The organism is Campylobacter sp. IFREMER_LSEM_CL2256 (assembly GCF_025771645.1).
Lineage (GTDB): Bacteria > Campylobacterota > Campylobacteria > Campylobacterales > Campylobacteraceae > Campylobacter_D.
Genome location: NZ_JAKMQQ010000010.1, coordinates 22761 through 49557 on the forward strand (window position 1 = coordinate 22761; position 26797 = coordinate 49557).

22 protein-coding genes and 1 pseudogene are annotated in these 26797 nt (G+C 28.9%); 13 read left to right on the plus strand and 10 right to left on the minus strand.

Annotation, left to right across the window (positions count from 1 at the left end):
- Positions 1 to 33: 33 nt before the first annotated feature.
- On the minus strand, positions 34 to 1548 hold the full coding sequence (locus L8U00_RS06020; protein ID WP_263708875.1) for an AAA family ATPase: 1515 nt from the start codon (positions 1546 to 1548) through the stop codon (positions 34 to 36).
- On the minus strand, positions 1548 to 2378 hold the full coding sequence (locus tag L8U00_RS06025; RefSeq protein ID WP_263708876.1) for an NAD(+)/NADH kinase: 831 nt from the start codon (positions 2376 to 2378) through the stop codon (positions 1548 to 1550). Before L8U00_RS06025 ends, L8U00_RS06020 begins: the two co-directional genes overlap by 1 nt.
- An 85-nt stretch (positions 2379 to 2463) precedes the next feature.
- Here L8U00_RS06025 and aspS point away from each other — a divergent pair, with 85 nt between their 5' ends.
- From aspS to L8U00_RS06070, 9 genes and pseudogenes are all read left to right on the plus strand, one after another.
- The gene (gene aspS / locus L8U00_RS06030) at positions 2464 to 4215 is read left to right on the plus strand and encodes an aspartate--tRNA ligase (RefSeq protein WP_263708877.1); all 1752 of its coding nucleotides are present in this window, start codon (positions 2464 to 2466) and stop codon (positions 4213 to 4215) included.
- Positions 4212 to 4784: an adenylate kinase gene (locus tag L8U00_RS06035; RefSeq protein ID WP_263702911.1), complete on the plus strand. Its 573-nt coding sequence runs from the start codon at positions 4212 to 4214 to the stop codon at positions 4782 to 4784. Before aspS ends, L8U00_RS06035 begins: the two co-directional genes overlap by 4 nt.
- Before the next feature lie 10 nt (positions 4785 to 4794).
- Positions 4795 to 5313, plus strand: coding sequence for an inorganic diphosphatase (gene ppa / locus L8U00_RS06040; RefSeq protein WP_120759358.1), 519 nt, complete (start codon positions 4795 to 4797; stop codon positions 5311 to 5313).
- A 37-nt stretch (positions 5314 to 5350) separates the two neighbouring features.
- On the plus strand, positions 5351 to 6382 hold the full coding sequence (locus tag L8U00_RS06045; protein WP_263708878.1) for a hypothetical protein: 1032 nt from the start codon (positions 5351 to 5353) through the stop codon (positions 6380 to 6382).
- A 78-nt stretch (positions 6383 to 6460) separates the two neighbouring features.
- Entirely contained in the window at positions 6461 to 9073 is a 2613-nt protein-coding gene (locus tag L8U00_RS06050; RefSeq protein ID WP_263708879.1) for a valine--tRNA ligase, read from the plus strand.
- A gap of 3 nt (positions 9074 to 9076) precedes the next feature.
- Positions 9077 to 10033: a methionine ABC transporter ATP-binding protein gene (locus L8U00_RS06055; protein WP_263708880.1), complete on the plus strand. Its 957-nt coding sequence runs from the start codon at positions 9077 to 9079 to the stop codon at positions 10031 to 10033.
- Between the two features lie 2 nt (positions 10034 to 10035).
- Positions 10036 to 10692 (plus strand): annotated as a pseudogene (locus L8U00_RS06060) (methionine ABC transporter permease); the annotation flags it as partial.
- A gap of 9 nt (positions 10693 to 10701) precedes the next feature.
- Positions 10702 to 11907: a glycosyltransferase gene (locus L8U00_RS06065; RefSeq protein ID WP_263708881.1), complete on the plus strand. Its 1206-nt coding sequence runs from the start codon at positions 10702 to 10704 to the stop codon at positions 11905 to 11907.
- A 70-nt stretch (positions 11908 to 11977) separates the two neighbouring features.
- Positions 11978 to 12748 (plus strand): MetQ/NlpA family ABC transporter substrate-binding protein, encoded by a 771-nt coding sequence (locus tag L8U00_RS06070; RefSeq protein WP_263708882.1) that lies wholly within the window; start codon positions 11978 to 11980, stop codon positions 12746 to 12748.
- A gap of 28 nt (positions 12749 to 12776) precedes the next feature.
- Here the strand turns inward: L8U00_RS06070 and L8U00_RS06075 are convergent, their stop codons facing one another.
- Both L8U00_RS06075 and pta read right to left on the minus strand, forming a co-directional pair.
- Positions 12777 to 13961 (minus strand): acetate kinase, encoded by a 1185-nt coding sequence (locus L8U00_RS06075; RefSeq protein ID WP_263708884.1) that lies wholly within the window; start codon positions 13959 to 13961, stop codon positions 12777 to 12779.
- A gap of 8 nt (positions 13962 to 13969) precedes the next feature.
- The gene (gene pta, locus L8U00_RS06080; RefSeq protein ID WP_263708885.1) at positions 13970 to 15439 is read right to left on the minus strand and encodes a phosphate acetyltransferase; all 1470 of its coding nucleotides are present in this window, start codon (positions 15437 to 15439) and stop codon (positions 13970 to 13972) included.
- Positions 15440 to 15524: 85 nt separating this feature from the next.
- On the opposite strand from pta, the gene flgH reads away from it, so the two are divergent.
- On the plus strand, positions 15525 to 16226 hold the full coding sequence (gene flgH / locus L8U00_RS06085; RefSeq protein ID WP_263664106.1) for a flagellar basal body L-ring protein FlgH: 702 nt from the start codon (positions 15525 to 15527) through the stop codon (positions 16224 to 16226).
- 11 nt (positions 16227 to 16237) lie between these two features.
- Here the strand turns inward: flgH and L8U00_RS06090 are convergent, their stop codons facing one another.
- Genes L8U00_RS06090 through L8U00_RS06115 form a run of 6 tightly spaced genes read right to left on the minus strand, consistent with a single transcriptional unit; the run spans position 16238 to position 22056 of the window.
- Complete coding sequence (locus tag L8U00_RS06090; protein ID WP_263708886.1) at positions 16238 to 17638, minus strand: Mur ligase family protein; 1401 nt, start codon at positions 17636 to 17638, stop codon at positions 16238 to 16240.
- Positions 17631 to 18374: an alpha/beta fold hydrolase gene (locus L8U00_RS06095; RefSeq protein WP_263708888.1), complete on the minus strand. Its 744-nt coding sequence runs from the start codon at positions 18372 to 18374 to the stop codon at positions 17631 to 17633. The genes L8U00_RS06090 and L8U00_RS06095 overlap by 8 nt, the downstream gene beginning before the upstream one ends.
- A gap of 2 nt (positions 18375 to 18376) precedes the next feature.
- Complete coding sequence (locus L8U00_RS06100; protein ID WP_012661347.1) at positions 18377 to 18592, minus strand: type II toxin-antitoxin system Phd/YefM family antitoxin; 216 nt, start codon at positions 18590 to 18592, stop codon at positions 18377 to 18379.
- A gap of 2 nt (positions 18593 to 18594) precedes the next feature.
- Positions 18595 to 19635 (minus strand): D-alanine--D-alanine ligase, encoded by a 1041-nt coding sequence (locus L8U00_RS06105; RefSeq protein ID WP_263708889.1) that lies wholly within the window; start codon positions 19633 to 19635, stop codon positions 18595 to 18597.
- Positions 19636 to 19651: 16 nt separating this feature from the next.
- Positions 19652 to 20203, minus strand: a complete 552-nt coding sequence (ruvA, locus tag L8U00_RS06110) for a Holliday junction branch migration protein RuvA (RefSeq protein WP_263708890.1) — start codon at positions 20201 to 20203, stop codon at positions 19652 to 19654.
- Positions 20204 to 20208: 5 nt separating this feature from the next.
- Positions 20209 to 22056 carry a FapA family protein gene (locus L8U00_RS06115; RefSeq protein ID WP_263708891.1) on the minus strand — a complete coding sequence of 616 codons (1848 nt, stop codon included), beginning with the start codon at positions 22054 to 22056 and terminating at the stop codon, positions 20209 to 20211.
- A gap of 125 nt (positions 22057 to 22181) precedes the next feature.
- Here L8U00_RS06115 and murJ point away from each other — a divergent pair, with 125 nt between their 5' ends.
- From murJ to L8U00_RS06130, 3 genes are read left to right on the plus strand one after another with little or no spacing between them, the layout of a single operon-like run.
- Positions 22182 to 23636 carry a murein biosynthesis integral membrane protein MurJ gene (gene murJ, locus L8U00_RS06120; RefSeq protein ID WP_263708892.1) on the plus strand — a complete coding sequence of 485 codons (1455 nt, stop codon included), beginning with the start codon at positions 22182 to 22184 and terminating at the stop codon, positions 23634 to 23636.
- Positions 23636 to 25018: a cysteine--tRNA ligase gene (gene cysS / locus L8U00_RS06125; protein WP_263708893.1), complete on the plus strand. Its 1383-nt coding sequence runs from the start codon at positions 23636 to 23638 to the stop codon at positions 25016 to 25018. Before murJ ends, cysS begins: the two co-directional genes overlap by 1 nt.
- Complete coding sequence (locus L8U00_RS06130) at positions 25011 to 26774, plus strand: ABC transporter ATP-binding protein (protein WP_263708894.1); 1764 nt, start codon at positions 25011 to 25013, stop codon at positions 26772 to 26774. The genes cysS and L8U00_RS06130 overlap by 8 nt, the downstream gene beginning before the upstream one ends.
- Positions 26775 to 26797 lie beyond the last annotated feature (23 nt).

The following is a 26797-nucleotide window of genomic DNA, read 5'->3' on the forward strand; positions in this document are numbered from 1 at the left end:
TAATTATAACATATAGAAATTTACTTTTTGTTTTTAAAGTAAAGTTCTAGTAAATTCTAAAGCCTCTTGTGTGATATTTTCCCCGCTTACCATTCTAGCAAGTTCTCTTACTCTTTCTTCTTTTTCTATTTTTCTTACCCTACTTTCATTTCCTATTTTTTCTACTAAAAAATGATTGCTTGCTTTTGATGAAAGCTGTGGTAAATGTGAAATTGCAAAAATTTGATAAAACTTAGCAAGCTCTTTTAATACTTCAGCTATACTCATAGCTTCTTTGCCACTTAAATTTGCATCAATTTCATCTAAAAATATTATTCCACTAGCTTTATTAGTAACATTGCATTCTGTTGCAATAAAAGAAAGTCTTAGACGGTTTATCTCGCCTGAACTTAAATTTTTTAAACTAGCTTCATTGATATTTAAACTCACTTCATCTTTACCTAAAATACTTAAAGCACAATCTTTAAGTTCTAATTTAACTTCTTTCATATAAAGTTTTTCAAGATAAAAATTAAGTAATTTTTCAAGCTCTTTTAATCTTTTTTTACGCAAAGTACTTAATTTTTGACTTTTCTCATCTAAAAATATTTTAGCACTTTGTACTTTTTCTTCTAATTCCTTTTTTTCAAAACTTAAATTTTCATAATGAGCTAATTCTGCCTTTTTCTTCTCCAAAGCTTCTAAAGCTTCTTCTATACTTCCATATTTTGAAATCAAAGAAGAAAGTTTTTCTATCCTATCAAGTACTTCTTCTATATCAAAATCAAAATCATCAAAGCTTTGATTTTCCCACACTGCCCTTAGTTCGTTTAAACACTCTGAAAAAAATGAACTATCAACATCACTAATTTGCAAAGCTTCAATCACTGCTGATTCTAACTCAAAAATTCTACTTGCTCTATTCCAAGCAGCGTCAATTTTGTCTTTTTTCGAAAGTCTTTTTTTTAAACTCATCAACTCATCAAATTCACCTATTTTTGGGTTAATACTTTGAATTTTTTGCATTTCAAAGCTCGTAAATTCTTTTAATTCTTCTATTTTTTTTTCTTCTTCTTGAATTTTTTCTAATTTAGTTTTATTTTCCATATATTCTTTATAAATATTTTTATATTCATTTAAAAAATCTTGAAATTTCTTATCCTCTTTTGATTGCATAAAATCAAGTAAGTTCAAAAATCTTTCATTTGAAAACTCATTATTTTCCTTAGCTGAAAGATATTTTACAAATTTCTTAGAAAGCAAGGCTAAATTCTTTTTTGAAATAAGTTGATTATTGATAAAATAACGCGAGCTTTTATCTTTTAAAAGTTTAAATACATTTAATTCTTCATTTTCGATACCAAACTCATCTAATTCAAGTTCATCATTTAACAAAATTTCTACCATTTTAGCTTCACTCTCACTTAGTGCAAATGCTGCTAAAATAGCCTTAAAAAGCACAGACTTTCCAGCACCACTTAAGCCAGTAAAGACAGTAAGTCCAGCTTCTAAGTCTAATTTTGCCTGTTTAAAACCTAAATTTTCTTTGATTAAAATACTCTCTATCATCACTTGCCCCAATTTAACTTTTCTTTTAAAACTTGGAAATAATCTCTATCTTTTTTATGTATAAAACTAAGTTCTTTTTTACTAAGTCCTATAAGAATTCTATCATATTCTTTAGGATCAATCACTTCTTGTCCATCTAAATACAGCAAACAATGCTCAACTTTCAATTCAAGTTCAAAGCCATAAGGTAAAACTATGGGCCTTTGAGTTAAAGAATGAGAGCAAACTGGAGTTAGAACAAAAATTTCACTCCAAGGATGCACTATAGGCCCACCTGCACTAATATTATAAGCAGTCGAGCCACTTGAGCTAGCTATAATCAAACCATCTCCATAATAAGCATTAAAAAGTTTATTTTCAAAAAAAACTTCTACATTTGCCATTAAAGCATTATCACGAGAAAAAACCGCATCATTAAAAGCAAATTTTTTAATGATTTTGTTTTTTTTACAAAGCGTTATTTGAAGCATTTTGGCTTTTTCTATTTTAAAATCACTTTTAAAAAAATCTTTAAAAAAACTTTCTATCTCATTAAAAGAAAGAGCTGTTAAAAAACCTAAATTTCCTGCATTTATACCCAAAATAGGCTTTTTAGCTTGATAAACTTGTCTACATAAAGACAAAAGCGTACCATCTCCACCCAGAGAAATCAAAAAATCCAATTTTTGTAAATCTTTTAAATTAATTTTTTCTTGCTCTAGCAACACAAGCTCTATATTTTTTTGCAAAAAAATTGTTTTTAAAAAAGCAATTTGCTCATTTAAATTTGTATTTAACCTGCAAAATAAGCCTATTTTTTGAATTTTTTCTATATTTATATTTTTTTTCATAAAAAAATTATAACAAAACTTAGCTAAGCAAAAGAATAAAATACTATAATAACAAAATTGAACAAAATTAAGCTAAGGAAAAATTTTGAGAACTCATTACAATACAGAGCTTAACATACAAAATGTTGGCGCGGAAGTAACATTATGTGGTTGGGTAAATTCTTACCGTGATCATGGAGGTGTAATTTTTATCGATCTTAGAGATCGTAGCGGACTTATACAGTTAGTATGCGATCCTGCAGATAATCAAGAAGCACACAATATAGCTTCATCAGTAAGAAATGAATATGTTTTAATAGCACAAGGAAAAATTCGCCCACGCGGTGAAGGACTTGTAAATCCAAAATTAAAAACCGGGGAAATAGAAGTTGTTATAAGCAAACTTACTATTGAAAATGAAAGTGCTGTAATACCTTTTGCTATAGGCGATGAAAGTGTGAATGAAGAATTAAGATTAAAATATAGATTTTTAGATTTAAGAAGTAAAAAACTTTATGATAATTTTGCTCTAAGATCAACTGCTTGTATAGCAACAAGAAATTCTTTAGCAAAAATGGGATTTTTAGAGGTTGAAACTCCTATTTTAACTAAAGCCACCCCAGAAGGTGCAAGAGATTATTTGGTACCATCACGCGTACATCAAGGCGAATTTTACGCCCTACCTCAAAGTCCTCAACTTTTCAAACAACTTTTAATGTGTTCAGGATTTGATAGATATTTTCAAATTGCAAAATGCTTTAGAGATGAGGATTTAAGAGCAGATCGCCAACCTGAATTTACTCAAATAGACATAGAAATGAGTTTTTGCGAACAAAAAGATATCATAGCTATGGCAGAAAATTTACTCAAAGATATTTTCAAAGCTTGCGGAAAAGAAATTAGCATACCTTTTAGACAAATGAGTTATAAAGAAGCTATGGAAAATTATGGTTCTGATAAGCCTGATTTAAGATTTGATATGAAATTTATTGATGTGATTGATATTTTTGCAAAATCAAATAACGAAATTTTTGCAAATATCGCAAAAGATACGAAGAAAAATCGCATTAAAGCTTTAAGAGTTCCAAAAGGCGATACGATTTTTTCTAAACGCCAAATGCAAAGATTTGAAGAATTTGTACGCAAATTTGGAGCAGCAGGACTTGCATTCATACAAATGAAAGAAGATGGTCCTAAGGGTCCACTTTGTAAATTCTTTAGCGAAGAGGATTTGAATGCTTTAATTCAAAGATGTGAATTAGAAGTTGGAGATGTAGTATTTTTTGGCGCAGGAGCTAAGAAAACCGTGCTTGATTATATGGGTAGATTTAGATTATTCCTTGCTGATGAAATGAAAATTATTGATGAGGATAAGTTAGAATTTTTATGGGTTATTGATTTTCCTATGTTTGAACAAAATGATGATGGAAGCTATTCTGCAATGCACCATCCATTTACTATGCCAAAAAATATTGACGAGCAAGATTTAGAAGAAATTAATTCTATTGCACATGATGTGGTGTTAAATGGTGTAGAATTAGGTGGTGGTAGCATAAGAATTCATAAAAGCCCTATCCAACAAAAAGTCTTTAAGCTTTTAAATATTAATGAAGAAGAGCAAAGAAAGAAATTTGGTTTCTTACTTGATGCATTAAGCTTTGGAGCACCGCCACATGGTGGTATAGCAATAGGCCTTGATAGACTTATCATGCTTTTAACAAAATCTTCAAGCATTAGAGAAGTCATAGCTTTTCCTAAAACACAAAGAGCACAATGTCTTATGACTCAAGCTCCAAGCGAAGTAAGCAATGAACAAATGAGAGAATTAGGTATAAGATTAAGGGAGAATACTAAATGAAACAATTATTTTTAATTATAGGTGCACCAGGTAGTGGTAAAACAACCGATGCAAGCATCATAGCTAAAGATGATGCAAGCGTTACTCACTATTCTACAGGTGATTTACTAAGAGCAGAAGTGGCTAGTGGAAGCGAACTTGGAAAGACTATTGATAGCTTTATTTCTAAGGGAAATTTAGTTCCTTTAGAAGTGGTAGTTAATACCATCATCACTGCTTTAAAAAATGCACCAACTAATACTATATTAATAGATGGTTATCCAAGAAGTGTTGAACAAATGCTTGAGTTTGATAAGGTATTAAAAAACCAAAGTGAAGTAATTTTAAAAGGTGTTATAGAAGTTAAAGTTAGCGAAGAAGTTGCTAGAGAAAGAGTTTTAGGACGTGCTAGAGGTGCTGATGATAACGAAGAAGTTTTCAATAATAGAATGAAAGTTTATTTAGAACCTTTAGAAGAAATAACAAATTTTTATACTAAAGAAAATATCCACCATATAATCAATGGTGAAAGAAGTATTGAAGCTATCGTAGCTGATATGAAAAATTTAATCAATGATTTATTAAAATAAAGGATAAAAAATGGATATTAGCAAAATCAAAGTTGGAGAAGTACCAAACAAACTTAATGCAGTTATTGAAATTCCTTATGGATCAAACATCAAATACGAGCTTGATAAAGAAAGCGGAGCCATCATGGTTGATCGTGTGATGTATTCAGCTATGTTTTATCCAGCAAACTATGGTTTTATACCAAATACTCTTGCAGATGATGGCGATCCTATTGATGTTTTGGTTTTAAATGAATACCCTATCCAAGCAGGAGCTGTGATTCCTTGTCGTTTAATAGGGGTATTATTAATGGAAGATGAAAGCGGTATGGATGAAAAATTACTAGCTGTTCCTGTAAGCAAAATTGATCCAAGATATGATAATATTAAAAGTTTAGATGATTTACCAAAAGCAAGCTTAGATAAAATCAAAAATTTCTTTGAAACATATAAAATGCTTGAACCAAACAAATGGGTAAAAGTAAAAGAATTTGCAGGCATTGAAAAAGCAAGTGAAATTTTAGAAAATTCTATTAAAAATTATAAATAATCAAAAGTCCTTTTAAGGACTTCACAAAGGATAAAAAATGAAAAGTATTATTGCTTTTAGTATAGCTTTTGTGGTGCTAATAGGCGCTAGTATTGGTTTTTATATGTGGTATTTTGAAGATGATTCAAATACTTATGTATATGATTATAAAAAAAGTAGTTCTTATCAAAGCTACACTCCGCCAAGTACTCAATACAACCAAGAAAGAAATAATATAAGTGATAATACTTATCAACCACAACAAACAGTTCAAGAGCCTTTAAAAGAAGAAACTCCAGTACAAAATAATCCTATCATAGATGAAAATACAAGCACTCAAGAAGTTGCACCAACAACCAAAACAAATATAGCTGAAGTTTCTAAAAATGAAACTATTACACCTAAAGCAACCCAAGAAGAACAAAAACTTCTCGTTGAAAACAACAAACAAACAAGCGTAAAAAAAGAAAAAACAACAAAATATAAAAATACCATGCAAGAATACATTGCAAAAGGCAAAACTAGCAGATATGAGCCAAGTTTGAGTGATGATTTTGTTAAAGTTTATGTATTAGATGGAAAAAGCTTAAGTGATTATAGAATTGATATGTTAAAAGAAATGATTAATCCTGTTAAAGTTAATTCCCAAGATTATAATTTAACTATTTTTATTGATATACTATCAAATGATAATATGAAATTAAGCATATATAATAAAGATATTGTTTTTGCTAAAAATAAGAAAAAATACAATTATGTAGATGTTAAAATTTCTGATTTGAAATTTTTATTTGAAAGAAATGGGTATAGCAAATATAGCAATGAAAATTTACTGGAAAAAATCAATCAAAATCTAGCAAGAGAAGATATAATCAAAAGAATCAAAATTCAAGGTTATGCAGATGATAGAGGTAGCACTTTTGCAAACTATATGATAGGATTAAATAGAGCAATGAATGTGGCTAAACATTTCTTTAGCTTTACTGAGGTTATAGAAATAGAATCTTTGGGAAAAGATACCTACCCTACTAAAGATAAGTCTGATTCTCAAAGACAAAATAATCGTAAAGTAGAAATTAGTTTTTTATAACTAATTTCTAAATTTCAAAACTTCTTTAACAATTTTAAGCTAACATAACAATTTATTTTCATTCTCAAGGTAGCAATTATGTATGATAAATCACTAGAAAAAGAATATTATAAAATTTGCGAAGAACGCGGATATTTTGAAATCAATGGTAATGAAAAAATTCAAGAAAAAGGCAAAAACTTTTGCATTATGATGCCTCCACCTAATGTAACAGGTGTTTTACACATAGGTCATGCTCTAACTTGTACTTTACAAGATATCACAACGCGTTATAAAAGAATGGATGGTTATAAAACCCTTTACCAACCAGGGCTTGATCATGCAGGCATTGCAACACAAAATGTTGTAGAAAAACAACTTTTAGCTCAAGGCATTAAAAAAGAAGAACTTGGTAGAGAAGAATTTATAAAAAAAGTATGGGAATGGAAAGAACAAAGCGGTGGTACCATAGTTAAGCAAATGCGAATTTTAGGTATCACTCCTGCTTGGAGTCGTTTGCGCTTTACTATGGATGAAGGTTTAGTAAATGCGGTAAAAAAAGCCTTTGTAGATCTTTATGATAAAAAGCTCATCGTGCGTGGAAATTACATGGTAAATTGGTGCACTCATGATGGAGCATTAAGTGATATAGAAGTAGAACACAAAGAAAATAAAGGAAAATTATATTATTTAAAATATTTCTTAGAAAATTCTCAAGAATACATCGTAGTAGCCACCACAAGGCCAGAAACTTATTTTGGTGATAGTGCTGTGATGGTTAATCCAAACGATGAAAGATTTAAACACTTAATAGGCAAAAATGTCATTTTACCTTTAATAGATAGAAAAATTCCTATTATTGCTGATGAGCATGTAGATATGGAATTTGGCACAGGTTTTGTAAAAGTAACCCCAGCACATGATCATAATGACTATGAAGTAGGCTTAAGACATAAACTTGATTTTATTACTATCTTTGATGAAAAAGGTATTTTAAATAAACATTGCTTGCATTTTAAAGGCTTAGAAAGATTAGATGCAAGAGATGTTATTATAAAAGAATTACAAGAAAAAGATTTTGTTGAAAAAATAGAAGATTATACTAATCAAGTAGGATATTGCTATCGTTGTAAAAATGTGGTTGAGCCATATATTTCTAAACAATGGTTTGTAAAAAATGAAATCGCAAAAGAAAGTATAGAAAAAGTTAATCTTGGTGGAAGCAAATTCTACCCTGCACATTGGATTAATAGCTTTAATGCTTGGATGAGGGATTTAAAAGATTGGTGTATTTCAAGACAACTTTGGTGGGGTCATCAAATTCCTGTGTATTACTGTGAATGCTCTCATGAATGGGCAAGCGAAGAAACTCCAAGCCAATGCCCAAAATGCCAAAGCACTAATTTCAAACAAGATCCTGATGTTTTAGATACTTGGTTTTCTTCAGGTCTTTGGGCTATGAGTACTTTAGGTTGGGGTAATAAAGACTGGGGTAAAAATACACTTTGGCATGAAGATGATTTAAAAGATTTTTATCCAAATTCTTTATTAATCACTGGTTTTGATATTTTGTTTTTCTGGGTTGCTAGAATGATGTTTCAAAGCACTAATGCCTTAGGTGAACTTCCTTTTAAAGATATATATTTGCATGCTTTGGTTAAAGATGAACAAGGTAGAAAAATGAGTAAGTCTTTAGGTAATGTCATTGATCCTGTGCAAAGCGTGGATGAATATAGTGCTGATATCTTGCGTTTTACTCTTGCTCTTTTAGCTATCCAAGGTAGAGATATAAAGTTAAGCAATGACAAACTCATACAAGTTAGAAATTTTACCAACAAGCTTTATAATGCAAGTAAATTTTTACTCTTAAATGAAGAAAAATTTGAAGATTTAGATAAAAGCAAAATTCAAACTAACTTGGCAAAATACATGCTGTCTCGTTTTGAAGTATGTGTAAAAGAAACAAGAGAAAATTTAGATAATTACCGCTTTAATGATGCGGCAAATACTTTGTATAGATTTTTCTGGGATGAATTTTGTGATTGGGGGATCGAGCTTAGTAAGGCTGAAAAATCAAGCATAAAAGAACTTGGAAGCATTTTCAAAGAAGCATTAAAGCTTTTAAATCCTTTTATGCCATTTATTAGCGAGCATTTATACCATGAGTTAAGTAAAACTTCTATCCAAACTCATGAGTCTATAATGATTTCAAAATATCCTAAATTTAATTCTAGAGATGAAAAAACCGAAAAATTATTCAATATCATTATAGAAAGCATAGTGAGTTTACGCCGTGCAAAAACCTTAGTAGAGCTTGCAAATGCAAAAATTCAAAAAGCTTGTATAAAATTAAACGATGAGAGTTTAATGGCTGAGTTAAAAAATTACACTAATTTCATCTCAACACTTGCAAAATGTGAAAACATCGAGTTTATTAGTACAAATTTAGAAAAATCCATTAGAGATGTAAGCGAGAATTTAGAAGTATTTATACCAACTCAAGATCTTGATTTAAGTGGTGTTTTAAATAGGCTTAATAGTCAAAAAACAAAACTTGAAAAAGAATTTAACAAGCTAGATGCTATGATGAAAAATGAAAAATTTATTTCTAATGCACCGGCTGCGGTTGTTGAGCAAAATAAAACTCAACTTGAAAATATTAAAGCTCAACTTGAAAAAATCAATGATGAAATTTCTAATTTAGAAGGCTAATAAGTGATAAAAATACAAAATCTTAAAAAATATTATGGCAAAGAATTAGTTATAAATGATGTTTCTTTAGAAGTTAAAGAAGGAGAAATTTATGCTCTTGTTGGACACAGCGGGGCAGGAAAATCAACTTTGCTAAGATGTATTAATGGTTTGGAAAATTATCAAAGTGGTAGCGTAGAAGTTTTTGGTAAAGAAATAGCTACCTTAAAAGAAAAAGAGTTAAGAATATTTAGAAAAGATATAGGAATGATTTTTCAGCATTTTGCACTTATGAGTAGAAAAAATGTATTTGAAAATGTAGCTATGCCTTTAGAAATTCATAATTTTGACAAAAGCACAATTCAAAAAAGAGTTAATGAGCTTTTAGATCTTGTGGGCCTTTTAGCCAAAAGCAAGGCATATCCAAATGAACTAAGTGGTGGGCAAAAACAAAGGGTAGCCATAGCTAGAGCCCTTGCTTTAAATCCTAAAATTTTACTAAGCGATGAAGCTACTTCTGCACTTGATCCAAATACTACAAACAATATTTTAGAGCTTATTGCTAAAATCAATCAAGAATTTAACATCAGCGTAGTATTAGTAACTCATGAAATGGAAGCAGTAAAACAAATAGCACAAAAGGCTGTATTATTAGAACATGGACAAATCATAGGTCAAGGAAAAATCGAAGATTTATTTTTAAAGCCAAGTGAAAAAATGCGTGAATTTCTAGGTGAAAGTGATTTTTTACCACAAAATGGAGTTAATGTGCGCTTATATTTTTGCAAAGAAAAAGCAAATCAAAGCATTATCACTCATATGGCTAGAAGTTTAAATATTGATTTTAATATAGTTTGGGGCAAGATAGAAAAACTAAACAACAATGCTTTAGGAAATTTGGTAATCAATATAGAAGCTAAAGATCAAGAAAGAGTTTTAAATTATTTACAAGAAAATGGCGTTATTTGGGAGCTTGTGTAATGAATTTAGAAGCAATTTTAAAAAATTTTGAAAATATACTTTATCCGGCATTATTAGAAACTCTTTATATGAGTTTTACAGCCACTTTTTTAGCCTTTTTAATCGCACTTATCCCTGCAATTGTGCTTACTGTTACTGATAAAGGTGGCTTATGGGAAAATAAAAGCATTTACAGTGTGCTTGATTTTATTATCAATATTTTAAGATCCTTTCCATTTTTAGTACTCATTGTAGTTTTAAGCCCTTTTACAAAATATCTTATTGGTATTAGTATAGGAACAACTGCTACCATAGTACCACTTACCATAGGAATTGCGCCTTATTTAGCTAAAATGATTGAAAGTGCTTTTAAAGAAATTGATCCTGCTATCATTGAAGCAGCAAGATCTTATGGAGCTAGCAAAGCACAAATTATCTTTAAAGTTATGTTTAGTGAGGCTTTACCAAGCATTATTAATGGTATTACTTTGATTTTAATCATCGTAATAGGATTTTCCGCTATGGCAGGAACTGTTGGTGGTGGTGGTTTGGGCGATGTAGCTATTCGCTATGGTTATGAGCGTTTTAGAACTGATATTATGATTCAAACCGTTGTGATTTTAATTGTTTTAGTTCAAATCATACAATTTATAGGAAATATTCTTTATAAAATCACCAAAAGATAAACAATGAAACATAAACTTGGTATTTTGCTAGCAGCGACTAAAAATTCAAGCTTTACCATAGGAACCTTGCTCATTAACATTATGGATGTTATGGGTGAAAAGGTAGATGTGTTTTACATTTTACATGATGGTTTTAGCTTGAATGATCAAAATATCATGCAAAAAATTGTTAAAAATAAAACAATTAAATTTCTTCCTTTTACTCAAGAAGATTTTTTAGCCACTCTTAGTAAAAACCAAAACGATATTAATAATTTATTTTTCTTAAAAAGATGGACGCATATGGCTTTTGCAAGATTTGAAGCTTTTAAGTTTTTAGATGAATGCGAAAGTATTATTTATCCTGATTTTGATGTTTTACTTTTAAAAAGTATAGATGAACTTAGCAAATTAAGAGCTAAAAAATATCATTTTGGTGCAAGATTAGGTAAAACTTTGCTTCTTGAAAGCTTGCCTGCAAAAAAAGAGTATCATCAAAAGCGTACGTATTTAACTGGAATTTTAGTCTTTACAGATCTTATACCAAATCCTTTAAAATGCTATCAATTTATATATAAACATTTAAATGAAAACATTCAAAATTTAAACGATCAAGGATTGTTTACACTCCTAGCACTAGAACACAAATTTAAAATAAAAGATTTAAAAGATACTTATAATGGAAATATTGATTATAGAACTAATTTATCACAAAAAGCCTCTATAACACATGCAGAAGGTAGTAATAATCGTTTTTGGAACAATGTTTTATGCAATCAAACATGGCCTAAATGGCAAGAATACTATAAAAAATGGTTAAAACTTGGAGGAAGTAGATATTTAGATGGAATAAAAGCTACTAATACTCAAGCAAAAGCAAGAGTAAGATATCATTTATCATACAAACTAGGCTATGCTTTTATAGAATGCACTAAAAATAAGAAAAAAATTCCTTTTTTACCTTTTACTTTGTTAAAGATTTACTATAAACACACAAAACTTGCCAAGCAATATCAAAAAGATTTAAAAACAAAACCTTATCTTAAACTTCCACCTTTATCAAGCTATGATGATTATAAAAGTGAAGGTATTAAAAACCAAAATACTTATTCTTATAAAATCGGACAAGCTCTTATTAAGGCTCAAAAAAATTGGTATGGGGGGGGGTATATAAAATTTATAAAAGAACTCAAACATTTTGCTAAAGAATACAAAAACAAACAAAAATAAAACTTTTCCTATCTTATTAATATTTTTACAATATAATCAAGCATTTTAAAAACTATAAAAAGGAGTTAAAATGAAATTGTTAAAATTGCTCACTGCAAGCACAATTTTAGGTGCAAGTTTATTTGCTAATGAAGTTATTACTGTAGGTGCGACACCTGTGCCTCATGCTGAAATTTTAGAACAAACTAAAGATTTATTAAAAAAAGAAGGTTACACATTAGAAATTAAAGAATTTAATGACTATATTTTACCAAATCTTAGCACAGATAGCAAAGAACTTGATGCAAATTTCTTCCAACATCAGCCTTATTTGGATGAGTTTAATGCCAATAAAGGCACAAAATTAATTAGCGTTGCAAAAGTTCATATCGAACCAATGGCTGTTTATTCTAAAAAATATAAAAACATCCAAGATCTTCCACAAAATGCTACCATAGCTGTACCAAATGATCCAACAAATGAAAGCAGAGCTTTAGATATTATCGCTAGTACCAAGCTCGTTAGTTTTGAAAATAGCGCATTAAAAACTCCACTTGATATTAAAGATAATCCAAAAAATATCAAATTTAAAGAGTTAAAAGCAGCACAACTTCCAAGAGCTTTAGATGATGTTGATTTTGCAGTGATTAACTCAAACTATGCCTTATCAGCAAATTTAAATCCTGTAAAAGATTCTATTTTAATAGAAAGTAAAGAAAGTCCTTATGCAAATATCTTAGTAACCACTCAAGATAATAAAGACAATCCTAAAATCAAAGCTTTAGTAAAAGCTTTACAAAGTCAAAAAGTAAAAGATTTTATCAATGAAAAATACCAAGGTGCAGTGGTCCCTGCATTTTAAAAATAACCTTGAGTTTTAAAACTCAAGGTTATTTATTTTTAATAAGTTCTGTGGTAATTTTAGCTATTTCTAATTCCTCTTCTGTTGGAACAATTAAAATTTTAATTTTAGAGTCTTTTTTACTAATCTCGCCATTTCTAAGCTGTGCATTCTTATCTAAATCTATATCAAATCCTAAATGCGCTAGTCTTTGACAAACTTTTGCTCTAACAATATCATCATTTTCGCCTATACCAGCTGTAAAAATCAACGCATCAACTCTAGGTAAAATCGCAAAATATGAGCCAATATATTTACTCAAACGATAACAAAACATATCAAGAGCAAGTCTTGCTTTTTCATTGTTTTGTTCAATTTGAGCTTCAATATCTCTAAAATCATTAAACCCACAAATTCCATAAACACCACTTTTTTTATTCATTATAGTATCTAAATCAGACGGATTTAAATTTAATTCTTTTGCTAAAAATGGCAATACAGCAGGATCAATATCTCCACATCTAGTTCCCATAATCAAACCTTCTAGCGGTGTAAAGCCCATAGAAGTATCTACGCATTTTCCATTTTCTATAGCACAAACACTTGCACCATTTCCAAGATGAGCGCTAATTGCATTAAATTCATTAATATCTTTACCAAGTATATGTGCAGCTTGCTTGCTTACATAAGAATGTGAAGTGCCGTGAAAGCCGTATTTTCTTACTTGGTGTTTTTCATAAAACTCATAAGGTAAAGCATACATATAAGCATAATCAGGCATACTTTGATGAAAAGCTGTGTCAAAAACTGTCACATTAGGAACTTTTGGAGCGGCTTTTATCATAGTTTTAATACCTATTAAATGTGCAGGATTATGTAAAGGTGCTATGTGAGAAACCCTATCAATTTCTTTTAAAATTTCATCATCTACCAAACAATGCTTGGTTAAATTTGGGCCTCCATGAACTATCCTATGTCCACATCCATCAAGCTCATTTAAATCATGTAAAATTCCACTTTGAGCAAATAGTTCATTTACTAATTCAATACCTTGTTCATGATCTTTAATCGCTAATTCTTTTTTATATTTTTGACCACTTTTTAGATCTTTTAACTCTATTTTAGAGCTTTGCTCGCCTATTTTTTCCACCAAACCAGATGCTAAAGCCTCATCTTTTTCAAAAAGCTTAAATTTAATTGAAGATGAACCTGAATTTAAAACCAATATTTTCATTTTTCTCCTTATTCTTGTGCTTGAATAGCACTTAAAATCACAGTATTAACAATATCTTCTACCAAACAACCTCTACTTAAATCATTAATCGGCTTTTTAAGACCTTGTAAAATCGGACCAATCGCTAAAGAATTTGCCGTTCTTTGAACTGCTTTATAGCAAATATTTGCCGCATTTAAATCAGGAAACACATATACATTTGCTCTTCCTGCTACTTTAGAATTTGGCATTTTACTTTTTGCTGTTAGCATATCATATGCTGCATCAAATTGTATAGGACCTTCTAGCTCAAGTTGAGGATATTTTTCTTTAGCTATTTTAGTAGCTTCTTTAATTGCATCCACGCTAGCCCCGCTTCCACTATCTCCACTAGAATACGAAAGCAAAGCCACTTTAGGTTCAAGCCCAAAAGCTTTAGCGCTATTTGCGCTCACATAAGCAATTTCAGCAAGTTGCTCAGGAGTTGGATTTGGCATAACAGCACAATCAGCAAAAACCAAAACTTTATCTTCTAAAGACATAAAAAACATACCAGAAACTAAACTCACATCAGGTTTTGTTTTGATAATTTGCAAGGCAGGACGAATAGTTTCAGCAGTAGTTGTACTCGCACCACTTACCATAGCATGCGCTTTTTGAGTATGTACAAGCAAGGTCGCAAAATATGTTTTATCTTGCACTAATTTTTTAGCTTCTTCTTTACTCATACCTTTACTTTTTCTAGCTTCATACAAAAGCTCTTCAAATTCTTCATTATATTGAGAATTTTTAGGATTTATAATACGTACACCATCGATATTAATATTTAAACTATTAGCTTTAGCACAAATTTCATTGCTATCGCCTAGCAAAATCAAATCAACAATCTCATTTTGCATTAAAAACTCACTAGCTTTTAATACTCTTTCATCAAAACTTTCAGGCAAAACCACTACTTTTTTATCTGCTTTTGCTTTTTCAAAAAGCTCATAAGAAAATCTTGCCTGAGTTTTATAGGTATATTCTTGTAATAAATCTTGAGTAAAATCTTCATTTTCTTTTAACAAAACAAAGTCGCTAAGCTTTTGACTTAGTAAAAAATTTAACATAGTATGATTTTCATCTTGACTTTTTGCATATAGTGGAGCATTTAGCTCTTTAGCTAAGGCTATATTTAAACTCAAATCTCCCATCAAACCAAAATCATCTACTCCAACCACTATAACAAAATCATTTTTATTTTTTATTTTTTCAAAATCTTGAATTATTTTTTTAAAAAAATCATTTGAATTTTGAGTAATTTTGCTTTGATAATTATTTTTTTCAAAACTACTAAAAAAATCTAACTTAAAATTGGTTTTTGAACATATTAAAGCAATTTTTTCTTTATTTTTTTCACAAAAAACAGGAAAGTAAAAGGCTATTTTACCTTGAACTTTTTCTAAAGACTGTGTTAAAAATTTCTCATCAACACAATTTAATAAAAACATGGATTTCATTTTTTCCTCTTTTTTAACAAAATAATTGTTTTTTTGTAATATAATAATTTTAAAATTCATCACAATAATATAAGGTTATAAAGCTATGAAATTTAAAAATGTTAATTTTTACTTGTTACCTTTTGTAATGTTTGGTTGTAGCGCCACAGTCGATCCACATATTAACATGAAACCTCCAACTTATGTAGAAGAATTAGCTCCAAAGCAAAATCATAATACCCAAAGCAATCCTGGATCGCTGTTTGGTAAAGGAGATAATCCTTTATTTTCTGATAAAAAAGCAATGAATGTAAATGATTTAGTTACTGTAGTCATTAGAGAAAATGCTACACAAAACTCACAAGGCTCTAAAGCTACAAGTAAAAACAATAATGTTAATTTAGGCGGAGGACAAGTAACCACTGGTGCTGGACTTAGCAAAGCTAGAGATTTTATCAATGATTATACAAATATAGGCTATACTACAGCAAGTACTTCACAATATCAAGGCACAGGAAGCCAAACTAGAAGTGAAAATTTCCAAACCACCATTTCTGCTAGAGTGATTAAAGTTTTATCTAATGGAAATTATTTTATAGAAGGAAGTCGTGAGCTTTTAATTAATGGTGAAAAACAAATCATTCAGCTAAGTGGGGTTATAAGACCTTACGATATTTCTCAAGATAATATGATAGATAGTAAATACATAGCTGATGCAAAAATTCTTTATAAAACTGAAGGCGATATAGATAAATCTACACGCAAGCCTTGGGGGACAAAATTCATGGAAACCATTTGGCCTTTTTAAGCTAAATGGTTTTACATAAAACTTGGCGCATCATTAGAAAATAAAATCAAATCTCCATTTTGGGTTAATTTTGATAAAGTTTGCACAAGTTGAGATTTTTCTTTTAATACATAAAAATCTAATGTAATATGTTTTTGCAAAATCGCGCTATTAGCCTCTGAAGTAATAATTACAAAATCAAAACATTCATTGACTATCTTGCATAATTTTATATTTTCTTCTTCATTAACTTCAACTATACCAGGAGTTACCAAAATTTTTCTTCCTTGATAACTTTTGCAAAGCTCATAGCTTTGACTCATACCTTTAAAATTTCCATTAAAACCATCATCTATGATAAATTTAGGCTCTTTAGAAATCACTTGCAAACGATGTTCTACTGCTTTTAAATTTAATACACTTTTTATAATATTTTCTATTTTTATTCCTAAATAATGAGCAAGTAAAATACACACACTAATATTATAAGCATTAAAAGCGCCTAGTAAATTTGCATGAAAATCATAAATATTATTATCTAATCTTATTTTAAAATCTAAACCTTCTAAACTTGCCCTAACATCACTTAAACAATCATCATAAAATTCATTTTCATATAAGGTGCTTGAGTGTAAAAAGTATTTTTCCAAACGTTTGGATTTTAAAGCTTGCAACTTAGCACTGCGGATATTATCTTGAGTTTTAAAATACTCCAAATGCGCCAAACCAATCTCACCTACTATACAAATTTGAGGATTTAAAAACTCTGTAATTTCTAAAATATCATTTTGCTCTCTTGCGCCAGCTTCTACAATATAAATTTCAGTATTATTTTCTAAATTTTCATTGATATCTTTTACTATACCCATAAAAGTATTAACGCTTCTTGGAGTTTTATAGCACTTAAACTCATCTTTTAAAAGTTCGTATAAAAAATTTTTTATACTTGTTTTTCCAAAACTTGCAGTAATTAATATAATTTTTAAATTTGGATTATCACAAATTTTTTTATTTGCTTTTTTTATAAATGTATTTTGGTTTATTTTTTCTACTAAAAAGCTTAATAAAAATGCAGCTACTAAAGCTTCTAAACCTATCCAAAAAAATGGCATAAATACTAAAGTAAAAAGCGACAAAAATAAAAAATAACGCTTAATCCTAGTAGTAAAAACTAGCTTTTTATCTAAATTTTTATATAAGTATCCGCCATATAACAAAGATAAAGCAAAAACTATAAAATATAAATAAAAATTTCCGCTATACAAAGAAAACACAAAAGCAAAATAAGGAATTATTAAAAAATATAAATGCCACAAAGGCTTAGCAAAATGTAAAATTATGCGTGAGAATTTATAAGAGTACCATTGCAAAGCTAAAATCAGGTAAAATCCAAGTAAAAAATTCAAACTTAAAAAAGCTATCATACTAATCATTTTTTAAAAATTCCTCATGTATTTTTTCATTTATAAAATCAGCATGTTTTAAAAAGAAAAAATGATCCCCATCTAATGCAAAAAAATTTCCTTTTTGTGCTAAAGAATGGATAATCGCTCCACTTTTTAAAGGCGTAGCCTTATCTTCATTACCCCAAAAAATCAAAATAGGGTTTTTAAGCTTTTGAAATTCATTTTCTAAATTTTCATTAACAACCTTCTTAAAGGTTTCATACATCACTTCACTCATGCCTTGAGCGTCTTTACTAATAAAAAATTTCCTCCAAAAATCCCCATAAGGAAGATTTTTTAAAATTTTAAACAAGGCTATTTTAAACCTCACTTTAAAGCTTTTTGGTAAAACCACACCTGCACTAGAGAGTAAAATCAAACCCTGAAAATTAGCGTTTTGACACATAATAGTCGCAACTTTTCCACCAAAAGAATGCCCCATTAAATAATCTGCCTTTTGCTCAATTGTAATTAAAAAGTCTTCTACAACCTTAGCATAAGCATAAGAATCCATAGGTGCATCTATGCTTGAATTTCCAAAACCAGGCAAATCTAAATAAATTTGTTTAAAATCATTCAAAGGCTTTTCAAAAGCTTGTTTCATAAGCTCTTTATTAGCACCCCAACCGTGTAAAATAAGAATTGTTTTTTCACATTTTGGATTGATGATTTCATAGCTTAAATTATAAAAATATCCATTAGAATATACTCTAGTTTTTGCCATTTCTAGCCTTTTTTATCTTTATAAATCTTTTCTAAAAGCATTACAGCTTCATTTAAACGCTCATATTCTTCAAAGCTCAAAAGCACGGCTTCAAATTTATTATTTTTTACTATCACCACTCTACCGTTTTCGCTCTTTTTTGTTTTTTCAAGCATAGTACTGAAATTTCTTACTACTTCAGTTGCAGTATAAATTTCATCTTTGCTAAAAGTAGCCATGATTATAACTTACCTTTTTGTCCATTAATGCTGTGAATAAAAGCATAATCGATCTTAATTTGCTTTTCTAGCTCTATATTTTTTGCTAAATTATCAACTATGTTAGTAAAATCTTCAAATAAATAATTTGCCAATGATCCTGGATTTGGATTGATCTCATTTAAATAAACCTCATCACCTATCACAAAAAAATCACAGCGAATCAAAGCTCCTTTAAATAAAGGATTATAAATTCTCGTAAAATTATCTCTTAGTTTTTGCTTTAATTCTTCACTAATACTTGCTTCACTGACTTTAGAACTTTCTGAAAAACCTAAATATTTTTGTTCAAAATCTAAAATTTCATTTTTTCTAGGCTCTTCAATGATAGAAAATTCCATTTTTTCACCTATCATACAACCTGCTAAGTTATATTCTTTAATATTGCTTACAAATTTTTCAACCACAACATCCTCATCAAATTCAAAGGCAACATCTTTAGCATATTTAAGCTCGCTTTCATCTTTAACTATACTTATACCTATGCTACTACCTAATCTTGCAGGCTTTAAAATACAAGGAAAGTCTAAAGAAACATTTTGCTCTTTATGCAAATTTAAAACCTTATAATCAAGTGTTTTTACCCCTACACTTTGTGCATAAAGTTTAGTTAAAACCTTATTAAAAGATAAAACACTAGCTTCTATACGCGGTCCTATGTATTTTATACCATAAAAATCAAGCAAAGCAGCTATTTTGCCATCTTCGCCATCTTTTCCATGTACGATATTTACCGCTACATCAATGTCAAGTTTTTTCTCACCTAACATAGTTTTTATAAAAAACCCACCCTGCTTTAACACCAAGGCTTTTTCTTTTTTATAAGCACCACTACTAAAAGTTTTTGCATTCATTTTTTCTTCATCTATAAGAAAAAATTCTTTATTTTTATCACAAAATATAAATTTTTTTTGCGCTTTGAGTACTTTTTTTAATACCACAGCACTCACAATGCTAATTTCATGCTCATAAGAATTTGCACCAAAAATTACACCATATATCATTATATTTTTCCTTTTATTATGCTAATTTTTTCAAAGCCTCTTTAATAAGCTCACTAGTATTTTTACTCTCACAAGTTCTTAAAACCTTTAAAATATTTTCTTGTTTAAAACCAAGTGAAAGTAAAGCTGCCAAAGCTTGCGCTTGGTCTTGATTGGAATTTTCTATATTGATTTTTGTATCACTTAACTCAGCTATAATTCTTTTTGCACTCTTTGGACCAATACCAGGAACCTTTTTAAATACACTCTCATCACCACTTTGCAAAGCTGCGTAAAAAGTATTAGTATCTAAGCTTGAGCAAAGCGCCATAGCAGTAGTTGCTCCTATACCACTAATTTTAATTAATAATTCAAACATTCTTTGCTCATTAATATCTAAAAATCCATATAATTTATGAGAGTCTTCTTTGATAATTTGTGTGATTAAAAACTCAACCTTTTGATCTTTTTCAAAATTACTTGAGCAAAAAAGCGACACATAAACACCATAACTTATCCCACTTGAAGTTTTTAAAACAACAAAAGTAGGTTCTTTTTTACTCACTATTCCTTCAATTGCCACTATCATTTAGCTTATTCCTTGTAATTACTAATAGAGCGAATTTCATAAACACTCATCCCATTTTCAGTATCTATTTTTTCAAGCTCAAAACATTGAATTTTTTCTTCACTATGAGGATGATAGCTTAATTCTTTCCTAGGATTTAATAAAACAAATTTAACCTCGTTTAAATCCATCCATTTTCCACTTTTATTAATAATTTTTGATTTTAAAAGCTCATCTTGAATTTTTTTAAGCTTTTCTATATTTGCTTTTTCTTCTTCTTTTAAGGTTTCTATTTTATTAGCTAAAATATTTAAATTTTCAATCTTTTGATTAAAATCTTTAATAGTAATCTTATAAGCTTGTGGTATAGCTCTTTTTGCACTCATTAATTCTTTTGCCTTTTGCTGTAAAATTCTCACAGAATCTTTACTCACATGGATAGTATGCTTAGTTTCTTCAATTTCTTTGACTAAATTTTCTTGTTCTTTTTTTAACTCTTCAATATGCAAAAGTATCTCTTCTCCACTTTTTTCTTTATCAAAAGCTTTGAGATCTTGAATTACAAGTTTATTACCACTTCCTTGAACTTTTTCAACATGAATCAAGCTTTTAGCAATACACAAACAATTACCACCAAGCTCTTGTATGTAAATTTCATCCGCAATAATCTCTCCACCCACAGCCTTTTTAATATTTACTTTTTTAGCCTTGATAGAACCATTTTCTAAAGTTTCAGCAAAAACTTCCTCGGCCTCACAATATCCTCTTAAGATATTAACCTCAACCTTTTGCCCTATAATAGTGCTTTTATGATGCATATTACCTTTAAGAATTACTTTTTTACCTCTTAAAACAGAATCTTGAGCCATATTACCAGTAACTTCTAATTCTTGAGTCTCAACAGTAATCCTAGGACCTATTGCATCTTCTAAACTATTTGTATTTTTAATCACAATGATAACTTGTTTATCAAAACCCGCCCAAATAGAACCCGTACTTTTAAAATCAACCTTATTAAATTCTAAATAATTTTCTATCTCATAAATAGATTTTTTTTGGATAATAAAGCCATCTTTTTTGGCAATATATTTTATACTTTCATCATCTTCTTTAACTTCAAAATTATCCGAACAAATAACTTTTTCTTTGTTTGTTTTTGGTGGGAGAGCTTTTAAAATTTTAAATCTTAAATCCTTGCCATCGCTACCCTCTTTTGGTTTAATCCTCTCAATAGCCACCTCATCTTTTCCTATGGGTGCTACATAGTTTCTATTCATCACATCATTGTGCTTTTTTAGATTTTCTAGGTAGTGATATTGAATTTCTTCATTTGTAGGCTCTTGAGGATTAACTCCCTTACATACTTCAAATTCAACTTCAAAATCAAATTTTTGCTTTTCTTTAACTTTGGTATTAAAATCAATAATTTGCTTTTTAAAATCAAAAATTCTAAATCCAAGCAAATATTTCTCTTTTATCATCGCTTTGTAAATAGCTTCTAAAAGTTCTAGCGCCAATTTATCATGAAAAGCAATAATTTCACTGGCTTTAACACTAGCTTTTAATAAAGTACAAATTTCATTAGTGTATAAACTGATCTCAAAAGCTGGTGAGTGTGCAAATTTTTTAAAATAAATTTCTATTTTATACTCTTGCTCTATACTTAAATCATGAATTAAAAATTTTTCATCTTCTTCAAAAATTTTTAATTCTTTTTCATTAACTTTTATCCATTCTTGATTATCATAAGTATAAGAAGTACTAAAACTTAATAATCTAAAATCAAGCTCATCAACTTCGCATTTATTTTCAGAAGCAAATATCAAAAGCTCTTTATAAGGGTCTTTAGTATATAAAATTTTCTTCTCTTCCATAGCTTAAGCTTCCTTATTGTGTATAAAATTTTGATTTTAGCAAAAATAAAATCAAAATTTAGTTAAAATTATTGCTACTAAAAAATTTTATAATACTCAAACTAATATTTAAAGAATGAAAATTAATGAGAAAAAATATTATTTTTAAAAATTTTATCATCAACGCCTTGGGAATTTTATTTTCTAGGATTATGGGTGTTTTAAGAGATATTGTTTTAGCTTTATATTTAGGGGCTGGAATTTATAGTGATATTTTTTTTGTAGCTTTAAAAATGCCTGCTTTTTTTAGAAGAATTTTTGCAGAAGGGGCTTTTGGACAAGCCTTTTTACCAAGTTTTTTAAAAGCAAGTAAAAAAGGTGCTTTTTGTATAAATGTCTTATTGCAATTTAGTATTATTGTTTTTTTAACCTGTGTTTTAGTGAGTTTTTTTGCTGAATTTTTTACAAAGATTTTTGCCTTTGGTTTTAATAAAGAAACAATTATTCTAGCCGCACCTTTAGTTTCTATTAATTTTTGGTATTTATTTTTTATCTTTTTAGTAACTTTTTTAGGCTCTTTGTTAAATTATAAACAAAATTTTTTCATCACTTCTTTTTCTGCTTCATTTTTTAATCTTTTTGTTGTGATTGCCGGATTTTTTGTCACTCAAGATAAACCTTTAGAAGCTTTGTATTATTTTTCATATGCGACTGTTTTAAGTGGTCTAGCTCAACTTATATGGCATATTTTTGCTTTAAAAAATACTAGAATTTTAAAAAGTATGTATTTAAGCATAAAACTTAAAAAAACAAAGACTAATTTAGATAAGTTCCACTCTACATTTACTCATGGACTTTTAGGCTCTTCGGCAAATCAAATTAGTTCATTACTAGATACTACTATAGCTAGTTTTTTAATGGCTGGAAGTATTTCGTATTTGTATTATTCTAACAGAGTTTTTCAGCTTCCTTTAGCTCTTTTTGCAATCGCTCTAAGTCAAGTAAGTTTTCCCAAAATACTAAGACATTTAAAAGCAAATGAAGAACAAAAAGCCTTGGCTTTTATGCAAAAAGCTTTTGAGTATTTAAGCGTGCTTTTGATTTTAGCTAGTATAGTTGGGATTATTTTAGCTAAAGAAATTGTGGAGTTTTTGTTTCAAAGAGGAAATTTTAATCAAGAAGATACAAAAGTCACTGCATTTTTATTACAAGCTTATCTTTTGGGGCTTTTGCCTTTTGGCTTGCAAAAACTTTTTTCTTTATGGCTTTATGCCAAATTTAAACAAAAAATAGCCGCTATAATAGCCTTTAAAACACTTTTTATATCAGCATTTTTTAGTATAGTGATTATTTTACTTATTAAAGAAGAAGCTTATAAGAGCTTAGGTATTGCACTAGCTTCATCTATTAGTGCTTTTTATTTATTATATGCTAATATAAAAGAATTTGGCTTTAAAAATCTTTGGGGTATTTTTAGGGTTAAATTTTGGCTTATAAGTATAGTATTTTTAAGTTTATTTGCTCTAGGCTTATTTGAAATTAAAGATATTTTAATACAATTTTTAATTGAAATTTATCATTTTTTTAAAGGTTTGTTTTGATGGTTTTTTTTGATAGTGTTTTAAAGAAAAAATGTGAATTTATCCCACATGAGACAAAAAAAGCAAACATTTATCTATGCGGGCCTACTGTATATGATGATGCACATTTAGGGCATGCAAGAAGTAGTGTGTGTTTTGATTTTTTAAGAAGAGTTTTGATAGCAAATGATTATGAAGTAGTTTTTGCTAGAAATTACACTGATATTGATGATAAAATCTTAAAAAAATTGCAAGAAAGTGGTAAAAGCTTAGAGGAAATTACAAATTTTTATATTAAAAGATATGAAGAAGATATGCAAGCGCTTAATATCTTAGAACCTGATTTTAAACCAAAGGCTACAGCTTATATTGAGCAAATGATTACTTATATAGAAAAACTTTTAGAATTAAACCTAGCTTATAAACTTGAAGATGGAATTTATTTTGATACCAGCAAAGATGATAAATACTTTTATATCTCTAAAAGAAATTTAGAAGACAATCAATCACGCCTTGAAGAAAGCGTGGCTAAAAAAAACGATAGCGATTTTGTTTTATGGAAATTTGATGAAAAATTTTATCCTGCAAGTTTTGGCAAAGGAAGACCGGGTTGGCACACAGAATGTGTTGTGATGATAGAAAGTATTTTTAAAGATAAACTTGATATTCATGCAGGGGGTATAGATTTGCTTTTTCCTCATCATGAAAACGAAGCTTGTCAGTGTCGTTGTAAAAACAATCATGAGTTAGCTAATTTTTGGTTGCATAATGGCTTTGTACAAATTAATGGTGAAAAAATGAGTAAAAGCTTGGGAAATAGCTTTTTTCTAAAAGATTCTTTAAAACTTTTTAGTGGAGAGGTTTTGAGATTTTATCTTTTAAGTGTGCATTATAGAGCGCATTTTAACTATGCTTTAGAAGACTTACAAGCTGCTAAAAAAAGACTTGATAAATTTTACCGCTTAAAAAAACGCTTAAATTTAAATGCTTTTATAGATGAAAAAACTACCATAGAAAGTGAAGTAGCTAAAAATATCTTAGAAGTTTTAAATGATGATTTAAATGCCTCTAAAGCCTTAGCTTTACTTGATGAGTTTATCAATGAAAGTAATATTTACTTAGATCAAAACCCAAAAGATAAAACTTATAAAATACAAGTAGAAAAAACCTTAAAAGAACTTGCTTTTATTTTTGGTATAGGCTTCATAGATACCATAAAATATTTTCAATTTGGCATTAGTGAAGAAAAATGTCAAGAAATAGAAGAAAAAATTGCTCTACGCAACAAAGCAAAACAAGAAAAAAACTATGCCTTAGCAGATCAAATTCGTGATGATTTAGCTAAAGAGAATATTCTTTTAATGGATACACCAAATGGTGTAATATGGGAGAAAAATGGATAAAAATTACAAAGAAATGAAGCTTAAAGAGGTTTTTACTCGCTTTAAGCCTTATTATAAAGATTATTGGTTTTATTTTGTTTTAGCTATTATTGGTATGCTTTTAACTAGTGGTGGAACAGCTGCTAGTGCATACATCATAGAGCCTATTTTAAATAAAATTTTTATAGAAAAAAATGCTCAATTGCTTTATTATATGCCTTTATTGGTGATTTTAATTTATGCTTTAAAAAATCTTGGTGCTTATATGCAAGTTTATTATATATCTTATGTTGGAACAGATATTTTAAGAAGATTAAGAGAATTAGTTCTTGGCAATCTTTTGCGCTTAGATATGAGCTTTTTTCATAAATACAGAAGTGGGGAATTAATCAGCAGGTGTACTTCTGATATTGGAGCTTTGCAAAATATAGTTTCTACTATCATACCTGAAATTTTAAGAGAAAGTTTAACCGCGATTGGACTTTTAAGTGTGGTGATTTATCAAAGTCCAAAACTTGCTTTTTTTGCTTTAGTAATTTTACCTTTAGCAATTTACCCTCTTGTTATTTTTGCTAAAAAAATCAAAAAAATAGGACGCAATACCCAAGAAAAAAATTCTGATCTTACTTCAAGATTAAGTGAAATCTTTTCTAATATAGAACTTATTAAAGCTTCTAATGCAGGTAAAAATGAAATGCAAAAATTCAGCCAAACAAATAGCGAAGTTTGCAAACTTTCCTTAAAAGGCATTAGAATTGAAGCTTTAAGTAGCCCTTTAATGGAATCTATGGGTTCAATTGGCTTTGCAATAGTAATTATAATAGGCGGTAAAGAAGTAATTGATGGAAGTTTAAGTATAGGTTCTTTTTTTAGCTTTACTACAGCTTTATTTATGGCTTATACTCCTATTAAAAGACTTTCTTCACTTTATACAAGATTACAAAATGCTGTGGCAGCTAGTGAGAGAACTTTTTATCTAACTGATTTAGAACCACAAATTAAAGGTGGTGAAGAAAAACTTACAGAAAATATCCAAAATATCCATTTTAAAAATGTCTCTTTAAGCTATCAAAAAGATAAAATAGTATTAAAAGATGTAAATTTTTCTTTTAACAAAGGAGAAATTCTAGCCTTAGTTGGATCAAGCGGTGGAGGAAAATCTTCTATTATCAATCTTTTGATGTATTTTTTTGAAAAAGATAGTGGTGAAATTTTAATCAATCAAAAAGATATTAGCTCTTTTGATATTGTTAGTTTAAGAGAAAATATCTCTTTGGTAACTCAAAATATTTATATATTTAATGACACTATAGCTCAAAATATAGCTTATGCTAAAGAATATAATGAAGCACGTGTAATAGAGGTTTTAAAACAAGCTAATGCTTATGATTTTGTTCAAGAACTTGGTGGTATACATACTGAATTAAAAGAACATGGAAAAAATCTCTCCGGCGGACAAAAACAACGCATTGCTATAGCAAGGGCTTTATATAAAAATCCTCAAATTTTAATTTTTGATGAAGCAACTTCAGCACTTGATAATGAAAGCGAAAAAGCCATAGTAAGAACTATAGAGAGCTTAAAAAAAGATCGTTTGATACTCATCATCGCTCATAGACTTAGCACTATAGAAAATGCCGATAAAATCGCTGTGCTTGATAAAGGAAAAATAGCTTCTATAGGAAATGATGCTTATTTAATGCAACATTGTGAAATTTATCAAAAATTAAAACAAAAAGCACAAAAAACTGATAAAGTCAAAGAAAATGAAAACTAAAAATTATCATTTTTTTAGTACAA